Annotated in this window: 27 protein-coding genes; 16 read left to right on the top strand and 11 right to left on the bottom strand. The window is 69.7% G+C overall.

Features of this window, described 5'->3' with window-relative positions; genetic code table 11:
- Nucleotides 1-27: 27 nt before the first annotated feature.
- The 5 genes from EEY80_RS18120 (at nt 28) to EEY80_RS18100 (ending at nt 2525) form a co-directional block, all read left to right on the top strand.
- A complete protein-coding gene (locus EEY80_RS18120) occupies nt 28-225 on the top strand; it encodes a DUF1674 domain-containing protein (RefSeq protein ID WP_126978998.1) in 198 nt (65 codons plus the stop codon).
- 16 nt (nt 226-241) lie between these two features.
- On the top strand, nt 242-694 hold the full coding sequence (locus EEY80_RS18115; protein WP_126978996.1) for a GAF domain-containing protein: 453 nt from the start codon (nt 242-244) through the stop codon (nt 692-694).
- Between the two features lie 70 nt (nt 695-764).
- Nucleotides 765-1418, top strand: coding sequence for a pseudouridine synthase (locus EEY80_RS18110; protein WP_126978994.1), 654 nt, complete (start codon nt 765-767; stop codon nt 1416-1418).
- Between the two features lie 67 nt (nt 1419-1485).
- Nucleotides 1486-2073, top strand: coding sequence for a hypothetical protein (locus EEY80_RS18105; protein WP_126978992.1), 588 nt, complete (start codon nt 1486-1488; stop codon nt 2071-2073).
- Nucleotides 2074-2162: 89 nt separating this feature from the next.
- The gene (locus tag EEY80_RS18100; RefSeq protein WP_126978990.1) at nt 2163-2525 is read left to right on the top strand and encodes a DUF1622 domain-containing protein; all 363 of its coding nucleotides are present in this window, start codon (nt 2163-2165) and stop codon (nt 2523-2525) included.
- A gap of 37 nt (nt 2526-2562) precedes the next feature.
- Here the strand turns inward: EEY80_RS18100 and EEY80_RS18095 are convergent, their stop codons facing one another.
- Complete coding sequence (locus EEY80_RS18095; RefSeq protein ID WP_126978988.1) at nt 2563-4002, bottom strand: aldehyde dehydrogenase family protein; 1440 nt, start codon at nt 4000-4002, stop codon at nt 2563-2565.
- A gap of 225 nt (nt 4003-4227) precedes the next feature.
- On the opposite strand from EEY80_RS18095, the gene EEY80_RS18090 reads away from it, so the two are divergent.
- Both EEY80_RS18090 and rpsO read left to right on the top strand, forming a co-directional pair.
- Nucleotides 4228-5328: a calcium-binding protein gene (locus EEY80_RS18090; RefSeq protein WP_126978986.1), complete on the top strand. Its 1101-nt coding sequence runs from the start codon at nt 4228-4230 to the stop codon at nt 5326-5328.
- A 176-nt stretch (nt 5329-5504) separates the two neighbouring features.
- On the top strand, nt 5505-5774 hold the full coding sequence (gene rpsO / locus EEY80_RS18085) for a 30S ribosomal protein S15 (protein ID WP_126978984.1): 270 nt from the start codon (nt 5505-5507) through the stop codon (nt 5772-5774).
- A gap of 66 nt (nt 5775-5840) precedes the next feature.
- Here the strand turns inward: rpsO and EEY80_RS18080 are convergent, their stop codons facing one another.
- Nucleotides 5841-7070: a metallochaperone AztD gene (locus EEY80_RS18080; RefSeq protein ID WP_126978982.1), complete on the bottom strand. Its 1230-nt coding sequence runs from the start codon at nt 7068-7070 to the stop codon at nt 5841-5843.
- A 246-nt stretch (nt 7071-7316) separates the two neighbouring features.
- Between EEY80_RS18080 and pnp the strand changes: the two genes are divergently transcribed.
- The 5 genes from pnp (at nt 7317) to EEY80_RS18055 (ending at nt 12972) form a co-directional block, all read left to right on the top strand.
- On the top strand, nt 7317-9461 hold the full coding sequence (pnp, locus tag EEY80_RS18075) for a polyribonucleotide nucleotidyltransferase (RefSeq protein WP_126978980.1): 2145 nt from the start codon (nt 7317-7319) through the stop codon (nt 9459-9461).
- Nucleotides 9462-9584: 123 nt separating this feature from the next.
- The gene (gene alaE, locus EEY80_RS18070) at nt 9585-10046 is read left to right on the top strand and encodes an L-alanine exporter AlaE (RefSeq protein WP_126978978.1); all 462 of its coding nucleotides are present in this window, start codon (nt 9585-9587) and stop codon (nt 10044-10046) included.
- A gap of 66 nt (nt 10047-10112) precedes the next feature.
- Nucleotides 10113-11378: an Nramp family divalent metal transporter gene (locus EEY80_RS18065; RefSeq protein WP_126978976.1), complete on the top strand. Its 1266-nt coding sequence runs from the start codon at nt 10113-10115 to the stop codon at nt 11376-11378.
- Between the two features lie 62 nt (nt 11379-11440).
- Nucleotides 11441-12664 (top strand): GTP-binding protein, encoded by a 1224-nt coding sequence (locus EEY80_RS18060; RefSeq protein ID WP_126978974.1) that lies wholly within the window; start codon nt 11441-11443, stop codon nt 12662-12664.
- Entirely contained in the window at nt 12664-12972 is a 309-nt protein-coding gene (locus EEY80_RS18055; protein ID WP_126978972.1) for a DUF6525 family protein, read from the top strand. The genes EEY80_RS18060 and EEY80_RS18055 overlap by 1 nt, the downstream gene beginning before the upstream one ends.
- Before the next feature lie 28 nt (nt 12973-13000).
- Here the strand turns inward: EEY80_RS18055 and EEY80_RS18050 are convergent, their stop codons facing one another.
- From EEY80_RS18050 to rbfA, 5 genes are all read right to left on the bottom strand, one after another.
- Nucleotides 13001-13657 (bottom strand): peroxiredoxin, encoded by a 657-nt coding sequence (locus tag EEY80_RS18050; protein WP_126978970.1) that lies wholly within the window; start codon nt 13655-13657, stop codon nt 13001-13003.
- A 116-nt stretch (nt 13658-13773) separates the two neighbouring features.
- Nucleotides 13774-14700 (bottom strand): glycosyltransferase family 92 protein, encoded by a 927-nt coding sequence (locus tag EEY80_RS18045; protein ID WP_126978968.1) that lies wholly within the window; start codon nt 14698-14700, stop codon nt 13774-13776.
- A 142-nt stretch (nt 14701-14842) separates the two neighbouring features.
- Entirely contained in the window at nt 14843-15745 is a 903-nt protein-coding gene (truB, locus tag EEY80_RS18040; protein WP_126978966.1) for a tRNA pseudouridine(55) synthase TruB, read from the bottom strand.
- A gap of 74 nt (nt 15746-15819) precedes the next feature.
- A complete protein-coding gene (locus EEY80_RS18035) occupies nt 15820-16566 on the bottom strand; it encodes a phosphodiester glycosidase family protein (RefSeq protein WP_126979061.1) in 747 nt (248 codons plus the stop codon).
- Nucleotides 16556-17053, bottom strand: a complete 498-nt coding sequence (gene rbfA, locus EEY80_RS18030) for a 30S ribosome-binding factor RbfA (protein WP_126979059.1) — start codon at nt 17051-17053, stop codon at nt 16556-16558. The genes EEY80_RS18035 and rbfA overlap by 11 nt, the downstream gene beginning before the upstream one ends.
- 95 nt (nt 17054-17148) lie before the next feature.
- Here rbfA and dapB point away from each other — a divergent pair, with 95 nt between their 5' ends.
- Nucleotides 17149-17958, top strand: a complete 810-nt coding sequence (dapB, locus tag EEY80_RS18025; protein WP_126978964.1) for a 4-hydroxy-tetrahydrodipicolinate reductase — start codon at nt 17149-17151, stop codon at nt 17956-17958.
- Here the strand turns inward: dapB and EEY80_RS18020 are convergent.
- Complete coding sequence (locus EEY80_RS18020; protein ID WP_126978962.1) at nt 17955-19133, bottom strand: thiolase family protein; 1179 nt, start codon at nt 19131-19133, stop codon at nt 17955-17957. The two genes, dapB and EEY80_RS18020, sit on opposite strands and share 4 nt — an antisense overlap.
- Before the next feature lie 84 nt (nt 19134-19217).
- Between EEY80_RS18020 and EEY80_RS18015 the strand changes: the two genes are divergently transcribed.
- Nucleotides 19218-19553, top strand: coding sequence for an STAS domain-containing protein (locus EEY80_RS18015; protein WP_126978960.1), 336 nt, complete (start codon nt 19218-19220; stop codon nt 19551-19553).
- Nucleotides 19543-20016 (top strand): ATP-binding protein, encoded by a 474-nt coding sequence (locus EEY80_RS18010; RefSeq protein WP_126978958.1) that lies wholly within the window; start codon nt 19543-19545, stop codon nt 20014-20016. The genes EEY80_RS18015 and EEY80_RS18010 overlap by 11 nt, the downstream gene beginning before the upstream one ends.
- 342 nt (nt 20017-20358) lie before the next feature.
- On the opposite strand, the gene hspQ is transcribed toward EEY80_RS18010, so the two are convergent.
- Nucleotides 20359-20685, bottom strand: a complete 327-nt coding sequence (gene hspQ, locus EEY80_RS18005; protein WP_126979057.1) for a heat shock protein HspQ — start codon at nt 20683-20685, stop codon at nt 20359-20361.
- 222 nt (nt 20686-20907) lie between these two features.
- Here hspQ and EEY80_RS18000 point away from each other — a divergent pair, with 222 nt between their 5' ends.
- The gene (locus EEY80_RS18000) at nt 20908-21477 is read left to right on the top strand and encodes a transglycosylase SLT domain-containing protein (RefSeq protein ID WP_126978956.1); all 570 of its coding nucleotides are present in this window, start codon (nt 20908-20910) and stop codon (nt 21475-21477) included.
- A 30-nt stretch (nt 21478-21507) separates the two neighbouring features.
- On the opposite strand, the gene EEY80_RS17995 is transcribed toward EEY80_RS18000, so the two are convergent.
- Both EEY80_RS17995 and EEY80_RS17990 read right to left on the bottom strand, forming a co-directional pair.
- Entirely contained in the window at nt 21508-22113 is a 606-nt protein-coding gene (locus EEY80_RS17995; RefSeq protein WP_126978953.1) for a LolA family protein, read from the bottom strand.
- Between the two features lie 80 nt (nt 22114-22193).
- The coding region (locus EEY80_RS17990; RefSeq protein WP_235829902.1) for a DNA translocase FtsK at nt 22194-24232 on the bottom strand (2039 nt) is incomplete at its 5' end.

Here is a 24232-nt window from a genome sequence, read left to right as displayed (position 1 = left end):
GACACAACATCCGGCACAGGAGGCGACATGTCCGACGATCCCGCGAACCGCCCCGCATCCACGAGCGACCTTCCCCCCGCGGCGCAGCGCGCGCTGGCCGAGGCCGAGGAACGCCGCCGCGCCGCCCGGGCGCTGGACCTGCCGCCGGAACTGGGCGGGCGTGACGGGCCGGAACCCGTGCGCTATGGCGATTGGGAAAAGAAGGGCCTCGCCATCGACTTCTGAGGCCGAAGGAGCCGTCATGGATTATTCCGCCCTCGCCGCCACGATCCGCAGCCTCTGCCACGGCGAAACCGATACCGTCGCGCTGATGGCCACCGTCGCCTGCGAGGTGCATCACGCCGATCCCCGCGCCGACTGGACCGGCTTCTACCGCGTCGTGGCGCCCGAGCTGCTGAAGATCGGGCCCTATCAGGGCGGGCATGGCTGCCTGGTCATTCCCTTCGCGCGCGGGGTCTGCGGTGCGGCGGCCCGCACCGGCGAGGCGCAGATCGTGCCGGATGTCGAGGCCTTTCCCGGACATATCGCCTGTTCCTCCTCCACCCGGTCGGAACTGGTGCTGCCGGTCTGGAACGGCACGGGCGCGCTTTTGGGCGTCTTCGACCTCGACAGCAACCGGCCCGCCGCCTTCGACGCGGGCGATGCCGCGGCACTGGCCGCGATCCTGGCCGAGACCTTCGCGGCGGCGCGATGATCCCGCGGACGGACGCGGCGGCGATGGCGGGCCCCGGCGCGAGTATCGGCGGGCAGGCGCCGGACCGGGGATGACCGGCTTCGTCTACGATCCGCCGCAAGATCCGCTGTCCATCCTGCACCGCGACGCGGCGGTGCTGGTGCTGGACAAGCCCGCGGGCCTTCTGTCGGTGCCGGGGCGGGGAGAGGACCGCGCCGACAGCCTGCAGGCGCGGGTGCTGGCGGAATATCCGCAGGCGCTGCTGGTGCACCGTCTGGACCTCGACACCTCGGGGGTAGTCGTCTTCGCGCTGACGCCCGAGGCGCAAAAGAGCCTCGGCCAGCAGTTCGAATACCGGCAGACGAAGAAAAGCTACCTCGCCCGGCTGTGGGGCCACCTGTCCCCGCCGGAGGGACGGGTGGACCTGCCGCTGATCGTGGACTGGCCGAACCGCCCGCGCCAGCATGTGAACCACGAGACGGGCAAGCCCGCCGTCACCGACTGGCGCGTGATCCGGCACGAGGCCGACGGCACCACCCGCGTGCGGCTGTTCCCGCTGACCGGGCGCAGCCACCAGCTCAGGGTGCACATGCAGGCGCAGGGGCACCCGATCCTCGGCGACCCTCTCTATGCCGAGGGGCCGGCGCGCGACTTTCCCCGGCTGATGCTGCATGCCGAAACGCTGCGCTTCCGCAACCCCGCGACCGGGCGGATGGAAAGCTACGGCGCGCCCTGCCCGTTCTAGGGTCGGGGCTCTTCGCCGCCGCGGGCAGCCATGCTAGGGTCCGCCCGCAGGTCAGGGAGCGGACGCCATGTTGCAGACATCCATCGAGGAACTCGTTCGGGCGTCGTCGATGAAAAGCTGGTCGCTGACCGGCAAGACCCGGCTGGTGAAGGTCTGCAGCAACTCCGCCGCGCTGGAAATCGCCCGCCGCAGCGCGGCCTCGGGCGCGCCGAAGGCGGTGAACGGCTATGTCACGCAAGAGAAATACCTCTATGGCAAGACCGCGCCAGAGATCGGGACGCTGCTCGGCCTGCGTCCGGGCGAACTGTCCGACGGCTGCCAGATCCTGGGGCTGATGCGGCTGCCCAAGGCGCATGAGGTCGAATTCAAGCTGTCCGCCGCCTTCCCGAACGGCGAGGTCTGGGACGAGGCGAAGATCGACCAGATGATGCAGGCCCGGCAGGATTTCGCCGACGGGAAGAACCTGTACCAGCGCTCGGCGACACCGGTCGCGCAATACTATCCGCCCGGCTCCGCCATGGTGCCGCAATGGCGGCTGCTGGCGCCGGTGCCGTCGGCGGGGCTGATCGGGGTGGCGACCCGCGTGCTGCCCTTCACCCGCGCCAACGGCTCGATCCAGCCCTACAGCCCGCACAACCGCGGCCCCGTCCGCTAGTCCCGCGCCCCTCTGGCACGCGGGCGTTCCGGGGTTCCGGTCCGGCGCCGCCTTTGCCACTCTGGCCGCGACCCGACCGGAGGCCCGACATGGACGAATTCCTGCCCACCCTGCTGCACTGGACCACCCGCGCCATCGAAACGGCGGGAATCCTCGCCATCGTCATCGGCAGCGTCGCCGCCACCGTCGCCTGGCTGGGCGACCGGCGGCGGATGCCGGGCGAGGCGGCGTTCCACGCCTATCGCTCGGCGCTCGGCCGGTCGATCCTGCTGGGGCTGGAATTCCTCGTCGCGGCCGACATCATCAACACCGTCGCGATCGAGCCGACGCTGCAAAGCGTGGCGGTGCTGGCCGGGATCGTGGCGATCCGGACCTTCCTCAGCATCTCGCTGGAGGTCGAGATCGAGGGCCGCTGGCCCTGGCAGGAACGTCGCCCGCGCCGCGAAGACTGAGTCGCGAGGACTGAGCCGCGAGGACTGAGCCGGGGCGCTATTCCCCGTCCCAGCCCGACACCGCCTTGATGTCGAGGAATTCCTCGATGCCCATATGCCCGCCCTCGCGCGCCCGGCCGGACGCCTTGACGCCCCCGAAGGGCGCGCCGCGCCCGCGCGGAATGCCGTTCATCTCGACCATCCCCGACTTCAGGCGGCGGGCCAGCCGGTTGCGCCGCGCGCCGTCGCCGCTCTGGACATAATTGGTCAGGCCATAGATCGTGTCATTGGCGATGGAAATCGCCTCGTCTTCGGTATCGAAGGGCAGGATCGACAGCACCGGGCCGAAGATTTCCTCCTTCTCGATGGTCATGCCGGGCACGACATCGGCAAAGACCGTGGGCCGGACGAAGAAGCCGCGGTTCAGCCCCTCGGGGCGGCCCAGCCCGCCCGCGACCAGCCGCGCGCCTTCCTCGATGCCCTTGGCGATCAGGCCCTGGATCTTTTCGTACTGCGCCTCGCTGACCACCGGGCCGATATGGGCGCCATGCTCGCTGGCCGGCGCGACCCGCGTCGCCTCGGCCACCTCGCGGGCGATCTCCACCGCCTGATCGTAGAAGGGGCGTTCGACCAGCATCCGCGTCGGCGCGTTGCAGGACTGGCCGGAATTGTAGAAGACATGGGTCGCGCCGCGCTTGACCGCTTCGGCATCCGCATCGGCGAAGATCAGGTTCGCGCCCTTGCCGCCCAGTTCCAGGCAGACGCGCTTGACCGTATCCGCGGCCGCCTTGGAAATGGCGATGCCCGCACGGGTCGACCCGGTGAACGAGATCATCTCGACATCCGGATGCACCGACAGCTGCGCGCCCACGCCCGCGCCGTCGCCGTTCACGAGGTTGAAGACCCCGGGCGGCAGCCCCGCCTCGTCGACGAATTCCGCGAAGAGCAGCGAGGAGAGCGGCGCGATCTCGGACGGTTTCAGTACCATGGTGCAGCCGGCCAGCATCGCCGGGATCGCCTTCAGCGTGACCTGGTTCATCGGCCAGTTCCAGGGCGTGATCAGCCCGACCACGCCCACCGGTTCGGCCACCAGCCGGGTCGTCGGCGCATGGTCGCCCAGGGGGCGGATGAAGCGGAAGTCGCGGAAGGCGGTGATGAAGTTCTCGATATGCCAGATGCCGCTGTCGGCCTGATCCTCGATCGCCATGTCGATGGGCGCACCCATTTCCTGGCTGATCGCCTGCCCCATCTCGGCCTTGCGGCGGCGATAGACGGCGAGGATCTTCTCGACATAGGCCAGACGCTCGGCCGGGGGCGTGAACTTCCATCCCTCCAGCGCGGCCTTCGCCGCCGCCACTGCGCGGTCGGTATCGGCCTGGTCGCCCAGCGAGATGACGGCGCAGGGCTCTTCGGTCGAGGGGTCGATCACCTCGCAGGCGCGCGGTGCCGCGGGCGCGACCCACTGGCCGCCGATGTAGAACTGGCGCTTCTCGATCATGGCTGTGCCTCCGGTCCGGGTTCGGGCGGCAGATTAGCAGCCATGCGCCGGGACGCCAGTCCCCGCCCCGGGGCAAGGCGTGGGTCACGCAGCATGTGCGGGCGGGACCGCTATGGCCCATTGCGCCCGTTACCGCTTTCGCAACGCGAATCGCGCGATCCTGCCGTCCGGGTGAAACTTGGGGTGGGTCCGGTCCTCGACCGGGCCGCAGATTGTGGGGCAGCCATGCTTATGCTGACGGGGCTTATCGGCCTCGCCCTGGCAGGGTCCGTTCTGGGCCTGCCATTCGGCGCGCGCGACGACAGGGACGACGAGGAGGATGCCGGGGCCGAGGAGGCCGATACCGGCAGCGACGGGGAGGACATCTGGGACGATTGGCCCGAGGAACCGGCGGGGACCGCGGCGGGCGCGGACGCGGAACCGGCCGGGGGCGCAGGGCGGAACGGCGCCGAGGCGGGGTTCGCCGCCCCGCCGGATGCCGGAACCGGCCCGGAGAGGCCGACCGGGACGAGCACGCCCGGGGCCGACATCCTGTCGGGCACCGCCGGCGGCGACAGTCTGGCCGGCGCGGGGGGCGACGACCAGATCAACGGCGGGGCGGGCGACGACCTCTTGTCCGGCGGCGCGGGCGACGACGACCTGCATGGTGCGGCGGGGGCGGACGATCTGCGGGGGAATGCGGGCGCCGACACGCTGGAGGGCGGGGAGGATGACGACCGGCTCGACGGCGGCACCGGCGACGACAGCCTTGCCGGCCATGACGGCGCCGACAGGCTGGCGGGCGGGGCGGATGATGACAGCCTGCTGGGCGGCGGTGGCCGTGACAGCCTGTCGGGCGGCACGGGCGACGACACGCTGGAAGGCGGCGATGCCGACGACAGGCTGCGCGGCGGTGCGGGGCGCGACGTGCTGTTCGGCAATGGCGGCGATGACATGCTGGACGGGCGCGAGCGGGCCGGCGACCCGGCCGGGGCCGCGGCGGACGCGCCGGATTTCCTGAATGGCGGCGCGGGGGCGGACACGCTGATCGGTGGCCCCGGCGATGTGATGTCGGGCGGCGAGGGTCCCGACTGGCTGGCCGTCGCCACCTGGCTCGAGGCGGGCGAGCCGGTGGCCGAGATCACCGACTATGACCCCGCCGAGGACGAGCTGCTGCTGGCCTTCGACCGCGCGGCGCATCCGCAGCCCGAGGTCACGGTCACCGTCGAGGACGGCGCCGCACGGATCAGCCTCGACGGCCTGCCGGTGGCCCATGTCGCCGGCGCGACGGGGCTGCAGGCGGGGGACATCCTGCTGATCGGCATCGACGAGATCGCGGCGCGCTGAACGCGGCCCCGAACCGGGCGCGCGGATCGCGGCGCGGGGCAGGCCTTCCGCGAAACGGCTTTCCTTCCCGCGCCGAATCCCCTATAGGCGCGCATCCGCATCTGCTGCGGTGCCTCCAAGGGCCTTGCTGGACGACATCCCGGCCTGCGCCATGACCCCTAGCCAAGGAGATCCCGATGTCGATCACCGTCGAAGAGAAGAACCGCCTGATCAAGGACTTCGGAACCAAGGAAGGCGACACCGGTTCGCCCGAGGTCCAGGTCGCGATCCTCAGCTCGCGCATCGCGACGCTGACCGAGCATTTCAAGACCCACAAGAAGGACAACCACTCCCGCCGTGGCCTTCTGATGATGGTGGCACAGCGCCGCAAGCTGCTGGACTACCTGAAAAGCCGCGACGTGGCGCGCTATCAGTCGCTGATCGAGCGTCTGGGCCTGCGCCGCTGATCGCAGCCGGTCTGCCGACAGGAACGCCCGCACCGGAAGGTGCGGGCGTTTTCGTTCAGGGGGCCGTCAGTGCGCGACGCCGCTGCCGCCCGCGAGGGTCATGTTGAAGGGCAGCCCCTCCACCCCGATCGTCCCGGTCAGGCGCAGGCCGTCGACGGCGACACGGTGCACCGCCTCGGCGGCGGGATCGCTGACGAGCACCTCGTCCCCGGTCATGGCCAGCCGCGGGCGCGGGTCGTTCCAGTGGCCGTCCATCGAATAGGGGCCGGTGACGCGCAGGCTGTCGGTGACTGTCGCCTGCAGCAGGTCGATCCCGTGCAGGCTGCCATCCTCGGTCAGCGCCCAGCCGGTGGCCGGGTCGACGGGGTCGAGGCCGAAATCCACCCGGCGGAACGGCAGTGCGATGCGGCGCATATGCGGCTCGGCCTCGGGGTCGATCACCACCAGCCCGTCGGCGCCATGATTGCCGAGGAATATCTGCATCGCGCGGCCGCCATGCAGCGTGCCGGTGGTGCCCTCGGGGAAATCCGCCGGATAGGGCAGCATGCGGTATGCGACGCTGTCGCCCTCGACCATCGCGGTCAGCACGCCCTCGCGGCAGCCGGCGGCAAGCATGGTGCCCGACACCGCCTCGCCATGGATCGCGGTGCAGGTCTGGACCGGACCGGCCGCCGTCCCGTCGCGGTGAAAGGCCGCGAGCCCCAGCCGCGGCACCGAACCTTCGGCACTGGCCGGCGCGTCCGAGGCGACAGATCCCAGCATCACCTCGCCGAAGCCCGCGACGAAGCCGTGATGGGCGCGCGCCTGCGGGAAGGTGACCGGCGCGATGCGACCCTCGGCCAGGTCGCGGTCATCGAGGATCGCGGCGTAACCGGCCTGATCGAAGTTGATCGCCGTCTCGCCGCCATGGCTGACGACATGGACGGGGTAGGCACCGGTCAGGTCGCCCTCCAGCAGGGCGGGATCGGCGACTTCCAGATCCGCATGGTCGCCGTGATCGGACAGGGTCATGCCGCTGTCGAGGAACTGCACCCTGTCGCCATCGGACTGCACCGCGGCGATCACCGACCCGCCCGCGAGCGGATAGAGCCGTGCCGGCCCGCCGATGTCGAAGCTCCAGCGCCCGCCGCCTTCGGCGAGGTCGATGACCGTGATCCGGCCAGCGGCTTGATCGGCCACGAACAGCCGGTGCCGGGCCTCGGCCTCTTCGGCATGGGCGGGGGCCGCCAGCAGCGGCAGCGCCGCGAGGCCGGCGCGCGCGAACCGGGCCGCGAAGGTGGCGCGGAAAGGGGGCATGTCATGCTCCTGATTAGTTACGGTATAACGTAACAATCAGATGCGGCATCCGGGGTCAACCCGCCCGGCAACCGCCTGGTAGACCAACCCGCTCTTTCCATCGGGGCCGTTTTCCTGTAAGCGCCCGCCATCTGTGACGTGACGCCCCTGGCCCCGGGCACATGCAAAGGATAGGGGCGGCGGCAATGGGGCCGCCAGACACGCGAGACCCGGCAGGGGCCGGGAGAGCTCGCAAGAGGAAACCGTATGTTCAATATCACCAGGAAATCCATCCAGTGGGGCAATGAAACGCTCACGCTGGAATCCGGCAAGGTTGCCCGTCAGGCGGATGGCTCGGTCATCGCCACGCTGGGCGAAACCTCGGTCATGGCCAACGTGACCTTCGCGAAAGAGCCGAAGCCGGGGCAGGACTTCTTCCCGCTGACCGTGCACTACCAGGAAAAATACTATGCCGCCGGCAAGATCCCGGGCGGCTTCTTCAAGCGCGAGGCGCGCCCGTCCGAGAAAGAGACGCTGACCTCGCGTCTGATCGACCGGCCCTGCCGCCCGCTGTTCGTCGAGGGCTTCAAGAACGAGGTGCTCGTGATGTGCACCGTTCTCAGCCATGACCTCGTGAACGAACCCGACGTGGTGGCGATGATCGCCGCTTCGGCCGCGCTGACGATCTCGGGTGTGCCGTTCCGCGGCCCGATCGGCGCCGCGCGCGTGGGCTTCGCCAATGGCGACTATGTGCTGAACCCCGAGGTGGCCGACATGGACCACCTGCGCAACAACCCCGAGCAGCGGCTCGATCTGGTCATCGCCGGCACCAAGGACGCCGTGATGATGGTGGAATCGGAAGCCTACGAGCTGACCGAGGAAGAAATGCTGGGCGCGGTGAAGTTCGGGCACGAGGCGATGCAGCCGGTGATCGACCTGATCATCGACTTCGCCGAGGACTGCGCCAAGGAACCCTTCGACTTCAGCCCGCCGGACTATTCGGCGCTGCTGTCACGAGTGAAGGCCGCGGGCGAGGACCGGATGCGCGCCGCCTATGCGATCCGCGACAAGGCCGCCCGTCACGACGCCATCGTCGAGGCCAAGGCCGCGATCAAGGCGGCCCTCACCGAAGAGGAACTGGCCAACCCGAACCTTGGCCCGGCGCTGAAATCGCTGGAATCCGGCATCCTGCGCGGCGACATCATCAACGGCGGCGCCCGCATCGACGGCCGCGACACCCGTACCGTGCGCCCGATCGTGTCGGAAGTGGGCGTGCTGCCGCGCACCCATGGCTCGGCCCTGTTCACCCGGGGCGAGACGCAGGCGCTGGTCGTGACCACGCTGGGCACCGGCGATGACGAACAGATCATCGACGCGCTGCACGGCAACAGCCGGTCCAACTTCCTGCTGCACTACAACTTCCCGCCCTATTCGGTCGGCGAAGTGGGCCGCGTCGGGTCGCCCGGCCGGCGCGAGATCGGCCATGGCAAGCTCGCCTGGCGCGCGCTGCAGGCGGTGCTGCCGGCGCCGACCGACTTCCCCTACACCATCCGCGTCGTGTCCGAGATCACCGAATCGAACGGCTCGTCCTCGATGGCCTCGGTCTGCGGCGGGTCGCTTGCGATGATGGATGCGGGCGTGCCGCTGAAGGCGCCGGTGGCCGGCGTCGCCATGGGCCTGATCCTGGAAGACGACGGTCGCTGGGCCGTGCTGACCGACATCCTCGGCGACGAGGATCACCTCGGCGACATGGACTTCAAGGTCGCGGGTACCGAGGCGGGCATCACCTCGCTGCAGATGGACATCAAGGTGGCGGGGATTACCCCCGCGATCATGGAACAGGCCCTGGCGCAGGCCAAGGACGGCCGGATGCACATCCTGGCCGAGATGGCGAAGGCCATTTCCGCCGGCCGCGCCGAATTCTCGGCCCATGCCCCGCGCATCGAGACGATGACCATCCCGACCGACAAGATCCGCGAAGTGATCGGGTCGGGCGGCAAGGTCATCCGCGAGATCGTCGAGGTCTCGGGCGCCAAGGTCGACATCAACGACGATGGCGTGATCAAGATCGCCTCGGCCAACGGCGATGCGATCAAGAAGGCCTATGACATGATCTATTCGATCGTGGCCGAGCCGGAAGAGGGCAAGATCTACACCGGCCGCGTCGTCAAGCTGGTGGATTTCGGCGCCTTCGTGAACTTCTTCGGCAAGCGTGACGGGCTGGTCCATGTCAGCCAGATCTCGAAGAACCGGCTGAAGCACCCGAACGAGGCACTGTCCGAAGGGCAGGAAGTGAAGGTGAAACTGCTGGGCTTCGACGAACGCGGCAAGGTCCGTCTGGGCATGCGCATGGTCGACCAGACCACCGGCGAGGAAATCACCGAGTCGAAAGAGGAACAGGCGCAGGCCTGATCCTTTCCTTACGGCGAACAGGCGCCCCGGTCGCAGGACCGGGGCGTTTGTCGTTTCGCCCCGCCGGGAACCGCGATGCGGCGGGGCCGGTTGCGCCCCGGGGCAGGCGCGGAAGGGGACGGCATGGCGGGACATGATCGCAGCGGCGACAGCAGGCGCTCCTATGTCGCCGATACGCTGGCGCTGATCCTGTTCTTCACCGCGACCGGCATCCTGAACGAACGGTTCATCGCCGGCATGGCCTGGGATCAGGTGCTGCGGGCGCGGCTGCTCGGGGCGGCGCTGATGCTGCCGGTGGGCCGGCCCTACGGGCTGTGGCGCGACTGGATGCTGCGCCGGGCAGGCCCGACCCGCCGGTCGCGGCTGCTGTGGGACAGCCTCGCGCTGATGTCGTTTCAGGTGCCGATCTATGCCGCGATCCTCGCCGTCAGTGGGGCGAGCGGCGGCGGGCTGCTGCGCGGCACGGCAGGCGCGGCGGTGCTGATGCTGGTGCTGGGCCGGCCCTACGGCGCCTTCCTGAACGGGGTGCGGGCGGCGTTTGGCCTGCCGCCCGGCGGCGACAGGCCGATGTCGGTTCAGGAATAGCCGCCGGGTGCCTGACGGAACCCGCGGGGCGCTTGCGGCTTTCCGACAGGCCACAGGAGGATTCTCATGACCGATCAACACCATGCCACCAGCGCCCCCACCAGCGCCGCCGCGCGCTGGCGCCTGATCGGACCCGGCATCGTCGCCGCCGCCACCGGCGTCGGGGCGGGCGATCTGGTGGCGACGCTGATCGCCGGGTCGCGTTTCGGCCATGCGCTGCTGTGGGCGGCAGTGGTGGGCTGCATCGTCAAGATCGCGCTGGCCGAGGGATCGGCCCGCTGGCACCTCGCCACCGGCTCCACCATGCTGGATGGCTGGGGCAGCCTCGGGCGCTGGACCTACTGGTATTTTGGCATCTACATCGTGATCTGGGGCTTCGTCTACGGCGCCACGGCGATGAGCGCGACCGCCCTGCCGCTGGCCGCGCTGTTCCCCGACCTGTTGCCGAACTGGGCCTGGGGCGCGGGGGTGGGCCTGCTCTGCGCGCTGTTCGTCGCGCTGAACCGCTACGAGATGTTCGAGACGGTGATGAAGGTGCTGATCGGCATCATGTTCGTCATCGTCACGGGGGTGGCGATCCTCGTCGCGCCGAACCTCGGCCAGACGCTGGGCGGGCTGGTGCCGACCCTGCCCGAGGGGGCCACCTTCTACACGCTGGGCCTGATCGGCGGGGTGGGCGGGACCATCACCATGTCGGCCTATGGCTACTGGGTGAACGCAAAGGGCTGGCGCACGCCGGATTTCATCCCGCTGATGCGGCTCGACAACCGGGTGGCCTATGGCGTGACCGGCGTCTTCGTGGTGGCGATGCTGATCATCGGGGCAGAGCTGCTGTATTCGGCGCAGATCGCGCTGAACTCCGGCGATCGCGGGCTTCTGGACCTCGATGCGGTGCTGCGCGACCGTTTCGGGCCGGTGGTATCGACGCTGTTCCTAATCGGCTTCGCGGCGACCTCGCTGTCTTCGGTGCTGGGGGTCTGGCACGGGGTTTCGCTGCTGTTCGCCGACTTCGTGCGCCACATCACCGGCGGCACGACCGACCGGGGAGAGCTGCACCGGACCCGCGCCTTCCGCTTCTACCTGTTCTGGCTGACGATCCCGCCGATGATCCTGTTCGTCTTCGGCCGGCCGTTCCTGCTGGTGGTGATCTACGGGGCGCTCGGGGCCTTCTTCATGCCCTTCCTTGCGATCACGCTGATCTGGCTGCTGAACTCGCATCGGGTGCCGCGCGAATGGCGCAACGGCTGGGTGTCGAACGGGTTGCTGGGCCTCGCGGCCGCGCTGTTCGTGGTGCTGTGCCTGAACGAGCTGTGGAGCCTCGTCGCGGGTTGACGCTTGTAATGTTATGACATAACATATAGAGGGGTGGGCACCTTGCAGCAAAGGAGCCCGCCATGCCCGACCCAAGCCCGTCCGCCCCCGACCGGCGCCTGCCCGTGACCGTCCTGTCCGGCTTCCTCGGCGCCGGCAAGACGACCCTGCTGAACCATGTCCTGAACAATCGCGACGGGCTGCGCGTCGCGGTGATCGTCAACGACATGTCCGAGGTGAACATCGACGCCGATCTGGTGCGCGGCGGGTCCGAACTGTCGCGCTCCGAGGAAAAGCTGGTCGAGATGACCAATGGCTGCATCTGCTGCACCCTGCGCGACGACCTGCTGACCGAGGTGCGCCGGCTCGCCGCCGAAGGCCGGTTCGACTATCTGCTGATCGAAAGCACCGGCATCGCCGAACCCCTGCCCGTCGCCGCCACCTTCGACTTCCGCGATGCGGCCGGGCAAAGCCTGTCGGATGTCGCCCGGCTCGACACGATGGTGACGGTGGTCGATGCGATCAACCTGACGCAGGATTTTTCCAGCCACGACTTCCTGGCCGACCGGGGCGAATCGCTGGGCGAGGGCGACCAGCGCACGCTGGTGAACCTGCTGACCGACCAGATCGAATTCGCCGATGTGGTGATCCTGAACAAGGTGACCGATGCGGGGCCGGACCGGGCGCAGACCGCGCGCCAGATCATCCGCGCGCTGAACCCCGACGCCCGCCTGGTCGAGACGGACCGGTCGAGGGTTGCCGCGGCCGATATCCTCGCCACCGGGCGCTTCGATTTCGACCGGGCGCAGGAACATCCGCTGTGGGCGAAGGAACTGTACGGATTCGCCCAGCACCAGCCCGAGACCGAGGAATACGGCATTTCCTCGTTCGTCTGGCGGGCGCGGCGGCCCTTCGACCCGGCGCGCATCCATGCGGTGCTGAACGGCGACCTGCCGGGGGTGATCCGCGCCAAGGGGCATTTCTGGCTGGCCACGCGGCCGGACTGGGTGGCGGAACTCTCGCTGGCGGGGGCGGTGTCCAGCGTGGCGCCGCTCGGCGGCTGGTGGGCGAGCGTCCCGCGCAATCGCTGGCCGACGCATCCCGAGGCGCTGGCCGAGGTCGAGGCCCGCTGGCAGGAGCCCTGGGGCGACCGGCGGCAGGAACTGGTCTTCATCGGCACCGGCATGGACCGCGCCGCGATCGAGGCGGCCCTCGACGCCGCGCTGGTGGCCGAGGAGGATTTCTTGCCGCGCCGCTGGTCCCGCCTGTCGGATCCCTTCCCCCACTGGGGACGGAAGGCGGCCTGATGGCGGGGAACCTGAGGACGGGGTTGCGCCGCCGCCGGCGCAGCGCACCGATGGCGGCGCATGACCGCCTTCCCGCGCCGGTGCGGGCATGGGCGGCACAGGCGGCCCTGCCCTGGAGCGCGGCGAGCCTCTGGCGGCTGTGGCACCGGGCGCTGGCGGAGACCGGCTGCCCGGACCGGGCGCTGGCCCGGCTCGACGCCGCCGAGGCGCGGCTGCTGGCCCGGGACGCGGCGCGGGTCTGGGGCGCGGCCTATCCCCTGGCCGCCATGCCAAAGGCCCCGGCGGGGCCGGGGCCTGCCAGGGCCTGACGAACGGGTCAGGCCGGGTCAGACTGCCTCAGACCGGGCGCTTGGCGAAGCGCAGGTAGGGCAGCTTGATGTCCAGCTCGCCGAATTTTGCCCGCGCCTCGTCGGTCGGGACCGACAGCGCCACGATCACGTCCTGTCCGGGCACCCAGTTCGCCGGGGTGGCGAAGGGCACGCCATCGGTGGCCTGCACCGCATCCAGCGCGCGCAGGATCTCGGCGAAGTTGCGGCCCACCGACATCGGGTAGGACATGGTCAGCCGCACCTTCTTGTCGGGGCCGATGATGAACACCGTGCGCACCGTCGCCGAATGCGCGGGCGTGCGGCCCTCGTTCGGCAGGTAATAGTCGGCGGGCAGCATGTCATAGGCCTTCGACACGGTCAGCGAGGTGTCGTCGATGATCGGGAAGTTCGCGGGGGCGCCGGCGACGGCCTCGATATCGGCCTTCCACTTCTCGTGCTCGCCCACCGAATCGACCGACACGCCGATGACCTTGGTCTTGCGCTTCTCGAATTCCGGGGCCAGCTGCGCCACCGCGCCGAATTCGGTCGTGCAGACCGGCGTGAAATCGCGCGGGTGGCTGAAGATGATGGCATAGCCGTCGCCCACCCAGTCGTGGAAACGGATGGTGCCCGCCGTCGATTCGGCGGTGAAGTCCGGGGCGATGTCGTTGATCCGAAGTCCCATGTCAGTCCCTTTCAGGTTGATCCGGTTGCGTCTGAATTATGCGAAGAAGACGATGTTTTCAGCCCTCGCCCGCCGCCATGCGGCAAAAGGAAACGGCGTCCCGCCGCGCGGTGGTTTCAGGGAACGGACGTTCCGCCCGTGCCGCCGGCGGCGAGACGGCGCAGGAAGTCGGGGGCGGCCCTGTCCTCGATCTGTCCCGCCTCGATCGCCGCCACCTTGCGCATCACCCGGCGCAGATGGTCGGCATCGGGGGTGGTCAGGTTCGGGCCGCGGGCGATCTTGGCCCGCAGCTCCTGGTCCGAGCGGGTGTAGTAGTGGTTCAGCTGGATATGGTCGGCAGAGTAGAAGCCGGACCTTTCGCGGCCCCGCGCGTCCGCGGCCTCGCCCCGGTCGTTGCAGGTGGCATCGCTGCCGTCGGTCCAGACGGTATGCACCTTGATCGCGGTGACGTGGCAGGGATCGACGATCATCTTGAACCGGCGCAGGCCGGGGCTGTCGCTCATCGGGTCGGGATTGCGGCTGGTGTAGTTGGCCAGCACCCCGCCCTCGGGCGGCGCGTCATGCCCGTTCCGGCCGAACATGTGCCAGGGCAGGCTGATGTTGCGGCAGCTGTCCAGATGCGCCAGCGCGGCGGGCAGGCTCGCGGCCCGTTTCGGCACGAGGAATTCGTCGACGTCGATATAGGTCATCCAGCGAAAGGCGCCGCCGAAGTTGCGGGTGGCATGGGCATAGGCCAGCACCTGATTGTGGATCTCGCCGCCCGAGGCGCCACCGGCGGTGAACTTCTGATCCCAGGGAATCACGGTGGCGAGGCCCGGCACCGCCGCCTGCAGCGCCGCGAGGGTGCCGTCGGTGCAGCCGTTGTCATAGACGACGAAGCGCGCCACCCCCGCCGCCGCGTGGAAGCGCGCCCATTCGGCGATGTGGCGTTCCTCGTTGCGCACGATCAGCACCACGGCCAGCCCGCCGCGTCCGGCCTGCGGGGCGGGGGGCGTCAGGCCGATCTTGGTGATCGCGCCGCGTCGGCCGAAGATGCGCAGCATGGAGGTCTCCTTCCCCGCCACGCATAGCAGCCGGCCGGCCGCCCTGCCACCGTCACGGGGCAGGGCGCGGCCTGAGATCAGAGGGATCGCTCGCGCGCCGCCGGCCGATGTGCCTGGCTGTCGCCTCCGGCATGGAGGCGAATCACAGGTTGAACACCCGGCTCGGGTGCAGCTCGCCCGACCGGTAGATGCCCACCGCGACGGGCCGGCCGCCATGGCTGGCCCAGGCCTCGTCGCCCCAGGCGCAGTCGGCGGCGATCACCATGCCCGGATTGCCGTTGCGCAGCCGCGCGGCGCCGTCCTCGGTCGCCCGCAGTTCCGGCAGATCGGCCAGCCCCACCTCCAGCGGCAACAGCCGCGCCTCCAGCTCCGGCGTCCGCGCCAGCGCCTCGACCTCGGCCATCGAGATGCCCTCCGACGCCTCGAACGGGCCCGACCATTCGCGGCGCAGCCAGTCCACATGGCCGAGGCAGCCCAGCGCCTGCCCGAGGTCGCGGGCGATGGACCGGACATAGCCGCCCTTGCCGCAGACCATCTCGAATTCGGCATGGTCGGCATCGGGCCGCGACAGCAGCACCAGGCTTTCCACCCACAGCGGCCGCGCGGCCAGATCCAGGGCCTCGCCCTCGCGCGCCAGGGCATAGGCACGCTCGCCATCGACCTTCACGGCGGAAAACTGCGGCGGCACCTGCTGGATCTCGCCGGTGAAGGCGGGCAGCGCGGCGCGGATCTGGTCGTCGGACGGGCGCAGTTCGGAGGTGGCGATCACCTCGCCCTCGGCATCGTCGGTATTGGTGGCCGCCCCCAGCCGCACCATGAAGCGATAGCATTTCTCGGCATCGGTGACGAAGGGCACGGTCTTCGTCGCCTCGCCCAGCGCCACGGCCAGCACTCCGGTGGCCGCCGGGTCCAGCGTGCCGGCATGGCCGGCCTTGGCGGCGTCCAGCGCCCAGCGCACCTTGTTGACCACCGCGGTCGAGGTGATGCCGGCGGGCTTGTCGACAACCAGCCAGCCCGAAATCGGCCGGCCCTTCCTGCGTCCCATGGTCAGTCCCCCTTGCGGCAGGCCGCCCTGCTAGCCGTGCCGGCGGCAGGCGTCAACCGGAAGGGCCATTCAGCTCAGCGATCGGCCAGCAGCCCGACGATCGGTCCCATCGGCCGCCCGCCCTCGTTCCGGCCCAGCCCCGGCGCATAGAGGCGCGAGATGCTGCCGTCGAGGTAGAGCGCATCCGGCAGGTCCAGCTCGTCGCGGAAGAACCGCGCAAAGGCATGGAAATTCACCGGCGCGCGCGAGATGGCGAAGACCGCCCGCCTGCCATCGGCGCTGACCCCCACGCCGTTGCGGATATAGAGCGAATCCGAATCGGGCAGGAAGCGCGGGTGCAGGTCGCCGCCGATCACCAGCATCGGGCCCGACTGGGTGGCAAAGCGGCAGGCGGGGGGCGCGGCGCGGAAGGCGCGGGTTTCCAGCACCGCGAACCGTTCGTCCGCGACGCAGAAGATGCCGTTGGGCAGCAGGCCGAAATTGCCGCCGCCGCCCGCCGAGACCAGCGGCGCGGCCTCGGTCCCCTCTTCGACATAGAGCCCCACGGGGCTGCGGTCGGCATGATACATGCCCGCGTTCATCGCGAAGACCAGCCGCCGGCCATCCGCCTCGGCGATCTCGCGCAGCCGCTCGAAACTGCCGACGGGCCGGCCGTCGGGGGCGGTCAGCCACAGGCGCAGGTCCTGGCCCGCCGACACCTCGCAGACGGTATAGGTGACGCCCTCGAACCGGGTGTCGCGGCAGGGCCCGCCCGCCGCCGGCTCGCTCGCCAGCGCCGGGGCGGCCAGCAGCGCGGCCAAAGCCAGCAGCCTAGCGAGCATCGCCATCCCCGCGATCCTCGTCATCGCGGTCGTCATCCCCGCCATCCTCGTCCTCGTCCGAGAGATCGTCCCCCTCCTCCGCGCCCGCCGCGATGTCGCGCTGCACCGTCTCGTCCGCGAACATGCGCCGCGTCTCGTCCAGCCGGTCGAAGGTCTCGTCGATGACGAAGCGCAGTTCGGGGGCGAATTTCAGCGTCATCGCCTTGGCGACATGGTGGCGCAGTTCGCCCTTGTTGCGGCGCAGGGCGGCCAGCGCCTCTTCCGCGCCCTGCCCGCCCAGCGGCAGCACATAGGCCGTCGCAACCTTCAGGTCCGGCGAGGTGCGCACCTCGCCCACGGTGATCGACATGCGGTTCAGGTCGGGATCGTGCACGTCGCCCCGTGCCAGCACGTCCGACAGCGTGCGGCGGATCAGTTCGCCGACGCGAAGCTGCCGCTGCGACGGGCCGGAGCCCCTGGGAAAACGGTTCGATGCCATGCGGCCCATGTAGGCGAAGCCCGCCCGGCGCGCAACGGCACGGAACGGGGGTTTTTCCACAACCGCCCCCGCGCTAAGAGGACCGGAATGACAGGGAGCATGCCATGACCGATCTGCCGGGTATCGTCGTCACCGGGGCCTCGGGCCGGATGGGCCGGATGCTGGCGCGCACCGTGCTGGACAGCGGCAAGGCCCGGCTGGTGGCGGCGCTGGAACGGCCGGGCCATGACTGGATCGGCCGCGATCTGGGCGAGGTGACGGGCGGCGCGCCGGTGGGCGTGACCGTGACCGACGACCCGCTGCAGGCCTTCGCCCGCGCGCAGGCGGTGCTGGACTTCACCGCGCCCGAGGCGACGGTGGAATTCGCGGCACTGGCCGCGCAGGCCCGGGCCGTGCATGTGATCGGCACCACCGGGCTGGAGCCCGCACATCTGGCCCGCCTCGCCGCCGCCGCCCGCCATGCCGTCATCATCCGCGCCGGCAACATGAGCCTCGGCGTCAACCTGCTGACCCGGCTGACGCAGAAGGTGGCCGAGGCGCTGGATGCCGACTGGGACATCGAGATCGTCGAGGCGCATCACAACCGCAAGGTCGACGCGCCCTCGGGGACCGCGCTGATGCTGGGCGAGGCGGCGGCGGCGGGCCGGGGCGTGACGCTGGACGATGTGGCCGACCGGGGCCGCGACGGCATCACCGGCGCCCGCAAGCCGGGGCATATCGGCTTTTCCGCCATCCGCGGCGGCGACATCGTCGGCGAACATGACGTGATCTTCGCCGCCGCCGGCGAACGGATCGTGCTGCGCCACATCGCGACCGACCGCGCGATCTTTGCCCGCGGCGCGCTGAAAGCGGCGCTGTGGGGGCAGGACCGCAAGCCCGGCGCGTACGACATGATCGACGTGCTGGGGCTCTAGACCCGCTCCACGGCGATGGCGGTGCCCTCGCCGCCGCCGATACAGATGGCTGCGATCCCGCGCTGCAGCCCGCGCCGTTCCAGCGCGTTCACCAGCGTGACCACGATCCGCGCGCCCGAGGCGCCGATGGGATGGCCCAGCGCGCAGGCGCCGCCGTTGACGTTCACCCGGTCATGCGGGATGCCGGTTTCGGCCATGAAGGCCATGGGCACCACGGCGAAGGCCTCGTTCACCTCCCACAGGTCCACCTCCTCGGGCTGCCAGCCGATCCGGTCCAGAAGCCGGCGCGCGGCGGGGACGGGCGCGGTCGGAAACTCGGCCGGGGCCTGCGCGTGGCTGGCATGGCCCAGCACCCGCGCCCGCACCGGCAGGCCCAGCCGCGCCGCCGCCGCGCCCGAGGTCAGGACCAGCGCCGCCGCTCCGTCCGAGATCGACGAGGAATTGGCGGCCGTCACCGTGCCGCCCTCGCGGAAGGCGGGCTTCAGCGTCGGGATCCGTTCGGGCCGGGCGAGGGCGGGCTGCTCGTCCGCCGTCACCGTCACCTCGCCCTTGCGGCCCGTCACCGTCACCGGCGCAATCTCGTCCGCGAAGGCGCCGCCCGCCCCGGCCGCCAGAGCGCGGTCGAGCGAGGCCAGCGCATAGGCATCCTGATCGGCGCGGGTGAACTGGAAGGCGGTGGCGCAATCCTCGGCGAAGGTGCCCATCAGCCTACCCCTATCATAGGCGTCCTCCAGCCCGTCGAGGAACATGTGGTCGATGACCTGACCATGCCCCAGCCGGGCGCCGCCGCGCATCTTGGGCAGCAGGTAGGGCGCGTTGGTCATGCTCTCCATCCCGCCCGCGACCATCGCCTCGGCATCGCCCAGCGCGATCCGGTCGAAGGCCATCATCGCGGCCTTCATTCCCGATCCGCACATCTTGTTCAGCGTGGTGGCCGGCACCGCCTGCGACAGGCCGGCGGCGAAGCCCGCCTGCCGCGCCGGGGCTTGCCCCTGCCCCGCGGACAGCACGCAGCCCATCAGCAGTTCCTCGACCGCCCCGGGATCGAGCGTCGCGTCCGTCAGCGCGGCGGCGATGGCGGCCCCGCCCAGCGCCGCGGCGGACAGGTCCGACAGCGCCCCCTGAAACCCGCCCATCGGCGTGCGCGCGGCCCCGACGATCACCACATCCTGCATGGCATCCCCCCTGTTGCCCGCCCGAAGGCTACGGGACGGTAAGGATTGCCGTCTAGCCTTTCCCGGCACAGCGCGGAGGGCGGGATGCGGATCGACGCAACGGAAACGGCGGATGGCCTGATCGTCACAGTGGAGGAGGCGCGCATCGACGCGATGATCGCCATCCCCTTCAAGGACCGGCTGCGCGAACTCGCCGTTGGCACCGGCGCGGCGCGGGTGGTGATGGATCTGTCGCGCGTCGATTTCATCGACAGTTCGGGGCTGGGCGCCATCGTCGCCTCGATGAAGGCGCTGGCGCCGCGCCCGCTGGAACTGGCGGGGCTGACGCCGACCGTGGCCAAGCTGTTCCGCCTGACGCGGATGGACAGCGTCTTCACCATCCATCCGCATCCCGTGCCCCCCGCCGCCGATGGCAGCTGACGGCGGCCGGACGGACGGGGGCAGCGCGATCCGGCGCGATCGCTGGCGCTGTGGCCTGCGCTTCGTCACGGCCGATCTGCGCGCCAGCCATGCGGCGGTGCGCGATCTGCTGATCGCGCTGCGCCCCCGGCTGGGGCCGGACCGCGGCGCGGTCGAGATCGTGCTGGCCGAGGCGCTGAACAACGTGGTCGAACATGCCTATGCCGGGAATGACGGGCGGATCGCGCTGCGCCTGACGGTCGCCCCGCGCGAGGTGCGGATCCGCATCGGCGACAGCGGGCGGCCGATGCCGGGCCTCGTGCTGCCCCGGGGCCTCTGCCCCCACCGGCTGCTGCACGGCGATGTTTGCGACCTGCCGGAGGGCGGCTTCGGCTGGCTGCTGATCCGCGAACTGGCCAGCGGGCTCCGCTATCGCCAGCAGGACGGGCGCAACCTGCTGCGGCTGGTGGTGCGGCGGGGCTGATCCTGCGGCGGCGCAGCAAGCGATTCGTGCAGCGCAGCATTCGTGCGTGCCCGCTCCGGCCGGCGTCAAGAACGGCTCGGGCCACAGAATTGAAGCCTGTGCCGCAGTCCTGCCGCAATCGCTCCGCATCACCGCCCGAAAGCGGGGCTGTAATGCCCCTGTAGCTCACTGGCTTCCCTCGGCGCCGCGGTCCAACAGCCCCCACCCAGGCCACGGCGTCGAGGACTTCGGACGGATCGTCCAGCCCCGGCCGGCTCGCGCGCCTCCCACCGGGCAACCGGTCGCGCGGGCCCCGGGGGCGGTCAGGACGCGGCACCAGTGCGCGGACGGCCCGCCTGCGCGTCAGTTCAGGTTGAAATGCAGGGGATAGCGGCCATCCTCGAAATCGCCGAACAGGTCGTGCAGATCGGGATGTTCCACCGGCTCGCCCGTTTCATCCGGCACGAGGTTCTGTTCCGAGACATAGGCCACATAGTAGCTGTGGTCGTTCTCGGCCAGCAGGTGATAGAAGGGCTGGTTCTTCGCCGGGCGGCTGTCCTCGGGGATCGAGGCATACCATTCCTCGGTATTTGAAAAGGTCGCATCCACGTCGAAGACCACGCCCCGGAAGGGATGCTTCCGATGGCGCAGGATCTGCCCCAGGTGATACTTCGCGGTGGTCTTCAACATGAGCATGGTCGGCCTCTTCCACTTATGCCTATCCTTGTGGATGGGCGGAGTCTACCCGGCGGCCGGCCAACCCATCCGTCCGGACGGAAACAGATTGTCGCGCCCCCGCGCCGCCGCGGGACCGGCCAGAATGCCAAGGCTTTGCCGATCCAGCAGCTTTGTGATTTCCGATCCGCTCGCTTTGTCGTAAAATCACGGCAAAACAAAACAAAGCGAGGGGCCATGAGCAGACTTCTTCGCGCGTCCGTCTTCTGTCTCGCCGCATCCTGCGGCGGCCATTATTCGGCGCCCAGCAATATGGACGATGCCTGTGCCATCGTCAGCCAGCGCCCGGAATATCTGCGGGCGATGCGCGCCACCGAAACCCGGTGGGGCGTTCCCGTCGCGGTGCAGATGGCGACGATCTATCAGGAATCGAAGTTCATCGGCAATGCGCGCACGCCGCAGGAATACGCGCTCGGGATCATCCCGATGGGGCGGCAATCCTCGGCCTATGGCTACAGCCAGGCGCTGGACGGCACCTGGGAAGATTACCTGCGCGACACCGGCAACCGCGGCCGCCGCGACCGGATCGGCGATGCCACCGACTTCATGGGCTGGTACATGCACAACAGCGAACTGAAGCTGGGCATCCCGAAATGGGACGCGCAGAACCAGTACCTTGCCTATCACGAAGGCCAGACGGGCTATGCGCGCGGCAGCTATCGCGAAAAGGCCTGGCTGATGACGGTGGCGACGCAGGTCGGACAGCGCGCGGTGATCTACGACACCCAGCTGCGGACCTGCAGCTGACAGGCCGGCAACGGGCCCGGGGTGCGGCGGTCAGCCGCGCCGCCCGCTTTCGAACGTGATCGAGAAGGTCGAGGGCGGGTAATCCCCCTGCTGCAGCGGCCCGAGCCGGACCAGCGTCTGCTGGCCGGTCTCGTCCGTCACCACCCATTGCGCCAGCCGCATCGGCGCCGTTTCGAAGAACAGGGTAATGGTGCCGATCTCGGGGCGCTGCGGATCCTGTGCGGTGACGGTGGTCATGCCGTCCTGCTCGCCATGGCCCACGACCATGCCGGACCGGGTCAGGTCCACCTGCCGGGCAAGGATCAGGTTCAGCGGCGTCTTCGACAGCGGATACTGTTCCGGCGGCTGGTTCGACTTCGAATCGAAGATCGCCACCTGCCCGCCCGAGGCCAGCACCACCGTATCGTCCCCCGCATATTCAAAGCGCATCCGCCCCGGCCGCTTGATCAGCAGCCGCCCCGAGGAGGTGGAGCCATCGGCATTCACCTGCGTGAATTCGGTCCCCGCGCTCTGGATGCCGTTCAGATAGCGCGAGATGTCGGCCAGCGATGCGGGCGCGGCCAGCCCCGGCAGGGCGGCGGCGGTCCAGATCAGGGCGGCGGCGAGCGGGGCCAGAAGGGCGCGGAACAGGGTCATGGCTGCGAAACTACCCCGGCGCCGTTCCGGTTTCCATCGCCCCGCGATCACGTTCGGAAGAACCGCGGGGGCCTGCCCGCTCACTGCTCCGGCACCAAGATCTCGCGCTTGCCGACATGGTTGGCGGGCGAGACGAGTCCCTCTTCCTCCATCTGCTCGACCAGACGCGCGGCCTTGTTGTAGCCGATGCCCAGTTTCCGCTGGATATAGCTCGTGGACACCTTTCGATCCTTCAGCACCACCTGCACCGCCTGATCGTAGAGCGCATCCTCGCCATCGGTATTGCCGCCGGTGTTCAGCCCCAGCACCGCGTCGATATCCGAGGCGGCATCCTCGTCCGGCCCCTCGACCACGCCGGACATGTAGTCCGGCGGGCCGAAGCCCTTCAGATGGGTCACCACCTCCTCGACCTCCTCGTCGCTGACGAAGGGACCGTGGACGCGGGTGATGCGGCTGCCCCCCGCCATGTAGAGCATGTCGCCCATGCCCAGCAGCTGTTCCGCCCCCTGCTCGCCCAGGATCGTGCGGCTGTCGATCTTCGACGTGACCTGAAAGCTGATCCGCGTCGGGAAGTTGGCCTTGATCGTGCCGGTGATGACGTCGACCGAGGGGCGCTGCGTCGCCATGATCAGGTGGATGCCCGACGCCCGCGCCATCTGCGCCAGCCGCTGGATGCAGGCCTCGATCTCTTTCCCGGCGACCATCATCAGGTCGGCCATCTCGTCGACGATCACCACGATATAGGGGATCGCCTTCGGCATGATCTCTTCGGTCTCGAAGATCGGGTCGCCGGTCTCCTCGTCGAAGCCGGTCTGGACGGTGCGCTTGAACATCTCGCCCCGGGCCAGCGCCTCGCGCACGCGGCCGTTGAAGCCCTCGATGTTGCGCACGCCCATCTTCGACATCTTGCGATAGCGTTCCTCCATCTCGCCCACGACCCATTTGAGCGCGACGACCGCCTTCTTCGGATCGGTGACGACGGGGGACAGCAGATGCGGGATGCCGTCATAGACGCTGAGTTCCAGCATCTTCGGGTCGATCATGATCAGCCGGCATTCCTCGGGCGTCAGCTTGTAGAGCAGCGACAGGATCATGGTGTTGATCGCCACCGACTTGCCCGACCCGGTGGTGCCCGCGATCAGAAGATGCGGCATCTTGGCGAGGTTCGCCACCACCGGCTCGCCGGCGATGTCCTTGCCCAACGCCAGCGGCAGCCGCAGGTTCGAATCGCCGAAGTCGCGCGCGGCGAGGATTTCGCGCAGCACCACCTTTTCGCGGTGCTGGTTCGGCAGTTCGATGCCGATCACGCTGCGCCCCGGCACGGTGGACACGCGGGCGGACAGCGCCGACATGCTGCGCGCGATGTCGTCCGCGAGGCCGATCACGCGGCTGGCCTTCAGCCCCGGCGCGGGTTCCAGTTCGTACATGGTGACGACGGGGCCGGGACGGACGCTGACGATCTCGCCCTTCACGCCATAGTCGTCCAGCACGTTTTCCAGCATCCGCGCATTCTCCTCCAGCGCCTCGTCGGGCAGGGAGTGGCGCTGGATCGTCGCCGGGTTGGTCAACAGCGACAGGGGCGGCGGTTCATAGGCCACGGCCGCCGGTTCGTCGAAGCGCAGGCGCGGCTGCGATTCCGCCACCGCCTGGCGCGAGGGCGCGGGCGCCTTCTTCGGCAGGTGATGCAGCACCACCTTGCGCGCCCCCGCCACCTGCGGCGGGGTCCATGCGCCATCGTCCTGCAGATCGGCAAAGACGTTGCGGTCGAGGTCGTCTTCCGATCCGTCCGGCACCGGCGGGAAACGGTCGAGCGTGTCGTCCTGCCAGTCTTCGGCGTCCAGATCGTCCCCGGCGCGGGCATCCGTCTGCCAGTCCTCCGACGCCTCGATCATCGCGGCGGCGGTGTCCATCGGTTCGTCGGGCAGCGGCTGCAGATCCTCGTCATCGAAGACGGGCGCGGTGACAGGCGCGGCAATCCCCCGGCCCTGGGCGGGCCGCACCGTCACCGGCGGTTCGGCCACGCGCCGGGCCGGCTGCGCGGCGCCGGGCTGCACCCGCGACTGCGGCATGAAGCGCGGCTCGGCTGCCAGCGCCCCGGCGGCAGCGCGCGCGGGCGCCC

The sequence above is a fragment of the Frigidibacter oleivorans genome, assembly GCF_003993775.1.
In the GTDB taxonomy this organism is placed as follows: Bacteria; Pseudomonadota; Alphaproteobacteria; order Rhodobacterales; family Rhodobacteraceae; genus Frigidibacter; species Frigidibacter oleivorans.
This window is presented reverse-complemented; position numbering and strand designations above follow the sequence as displayed.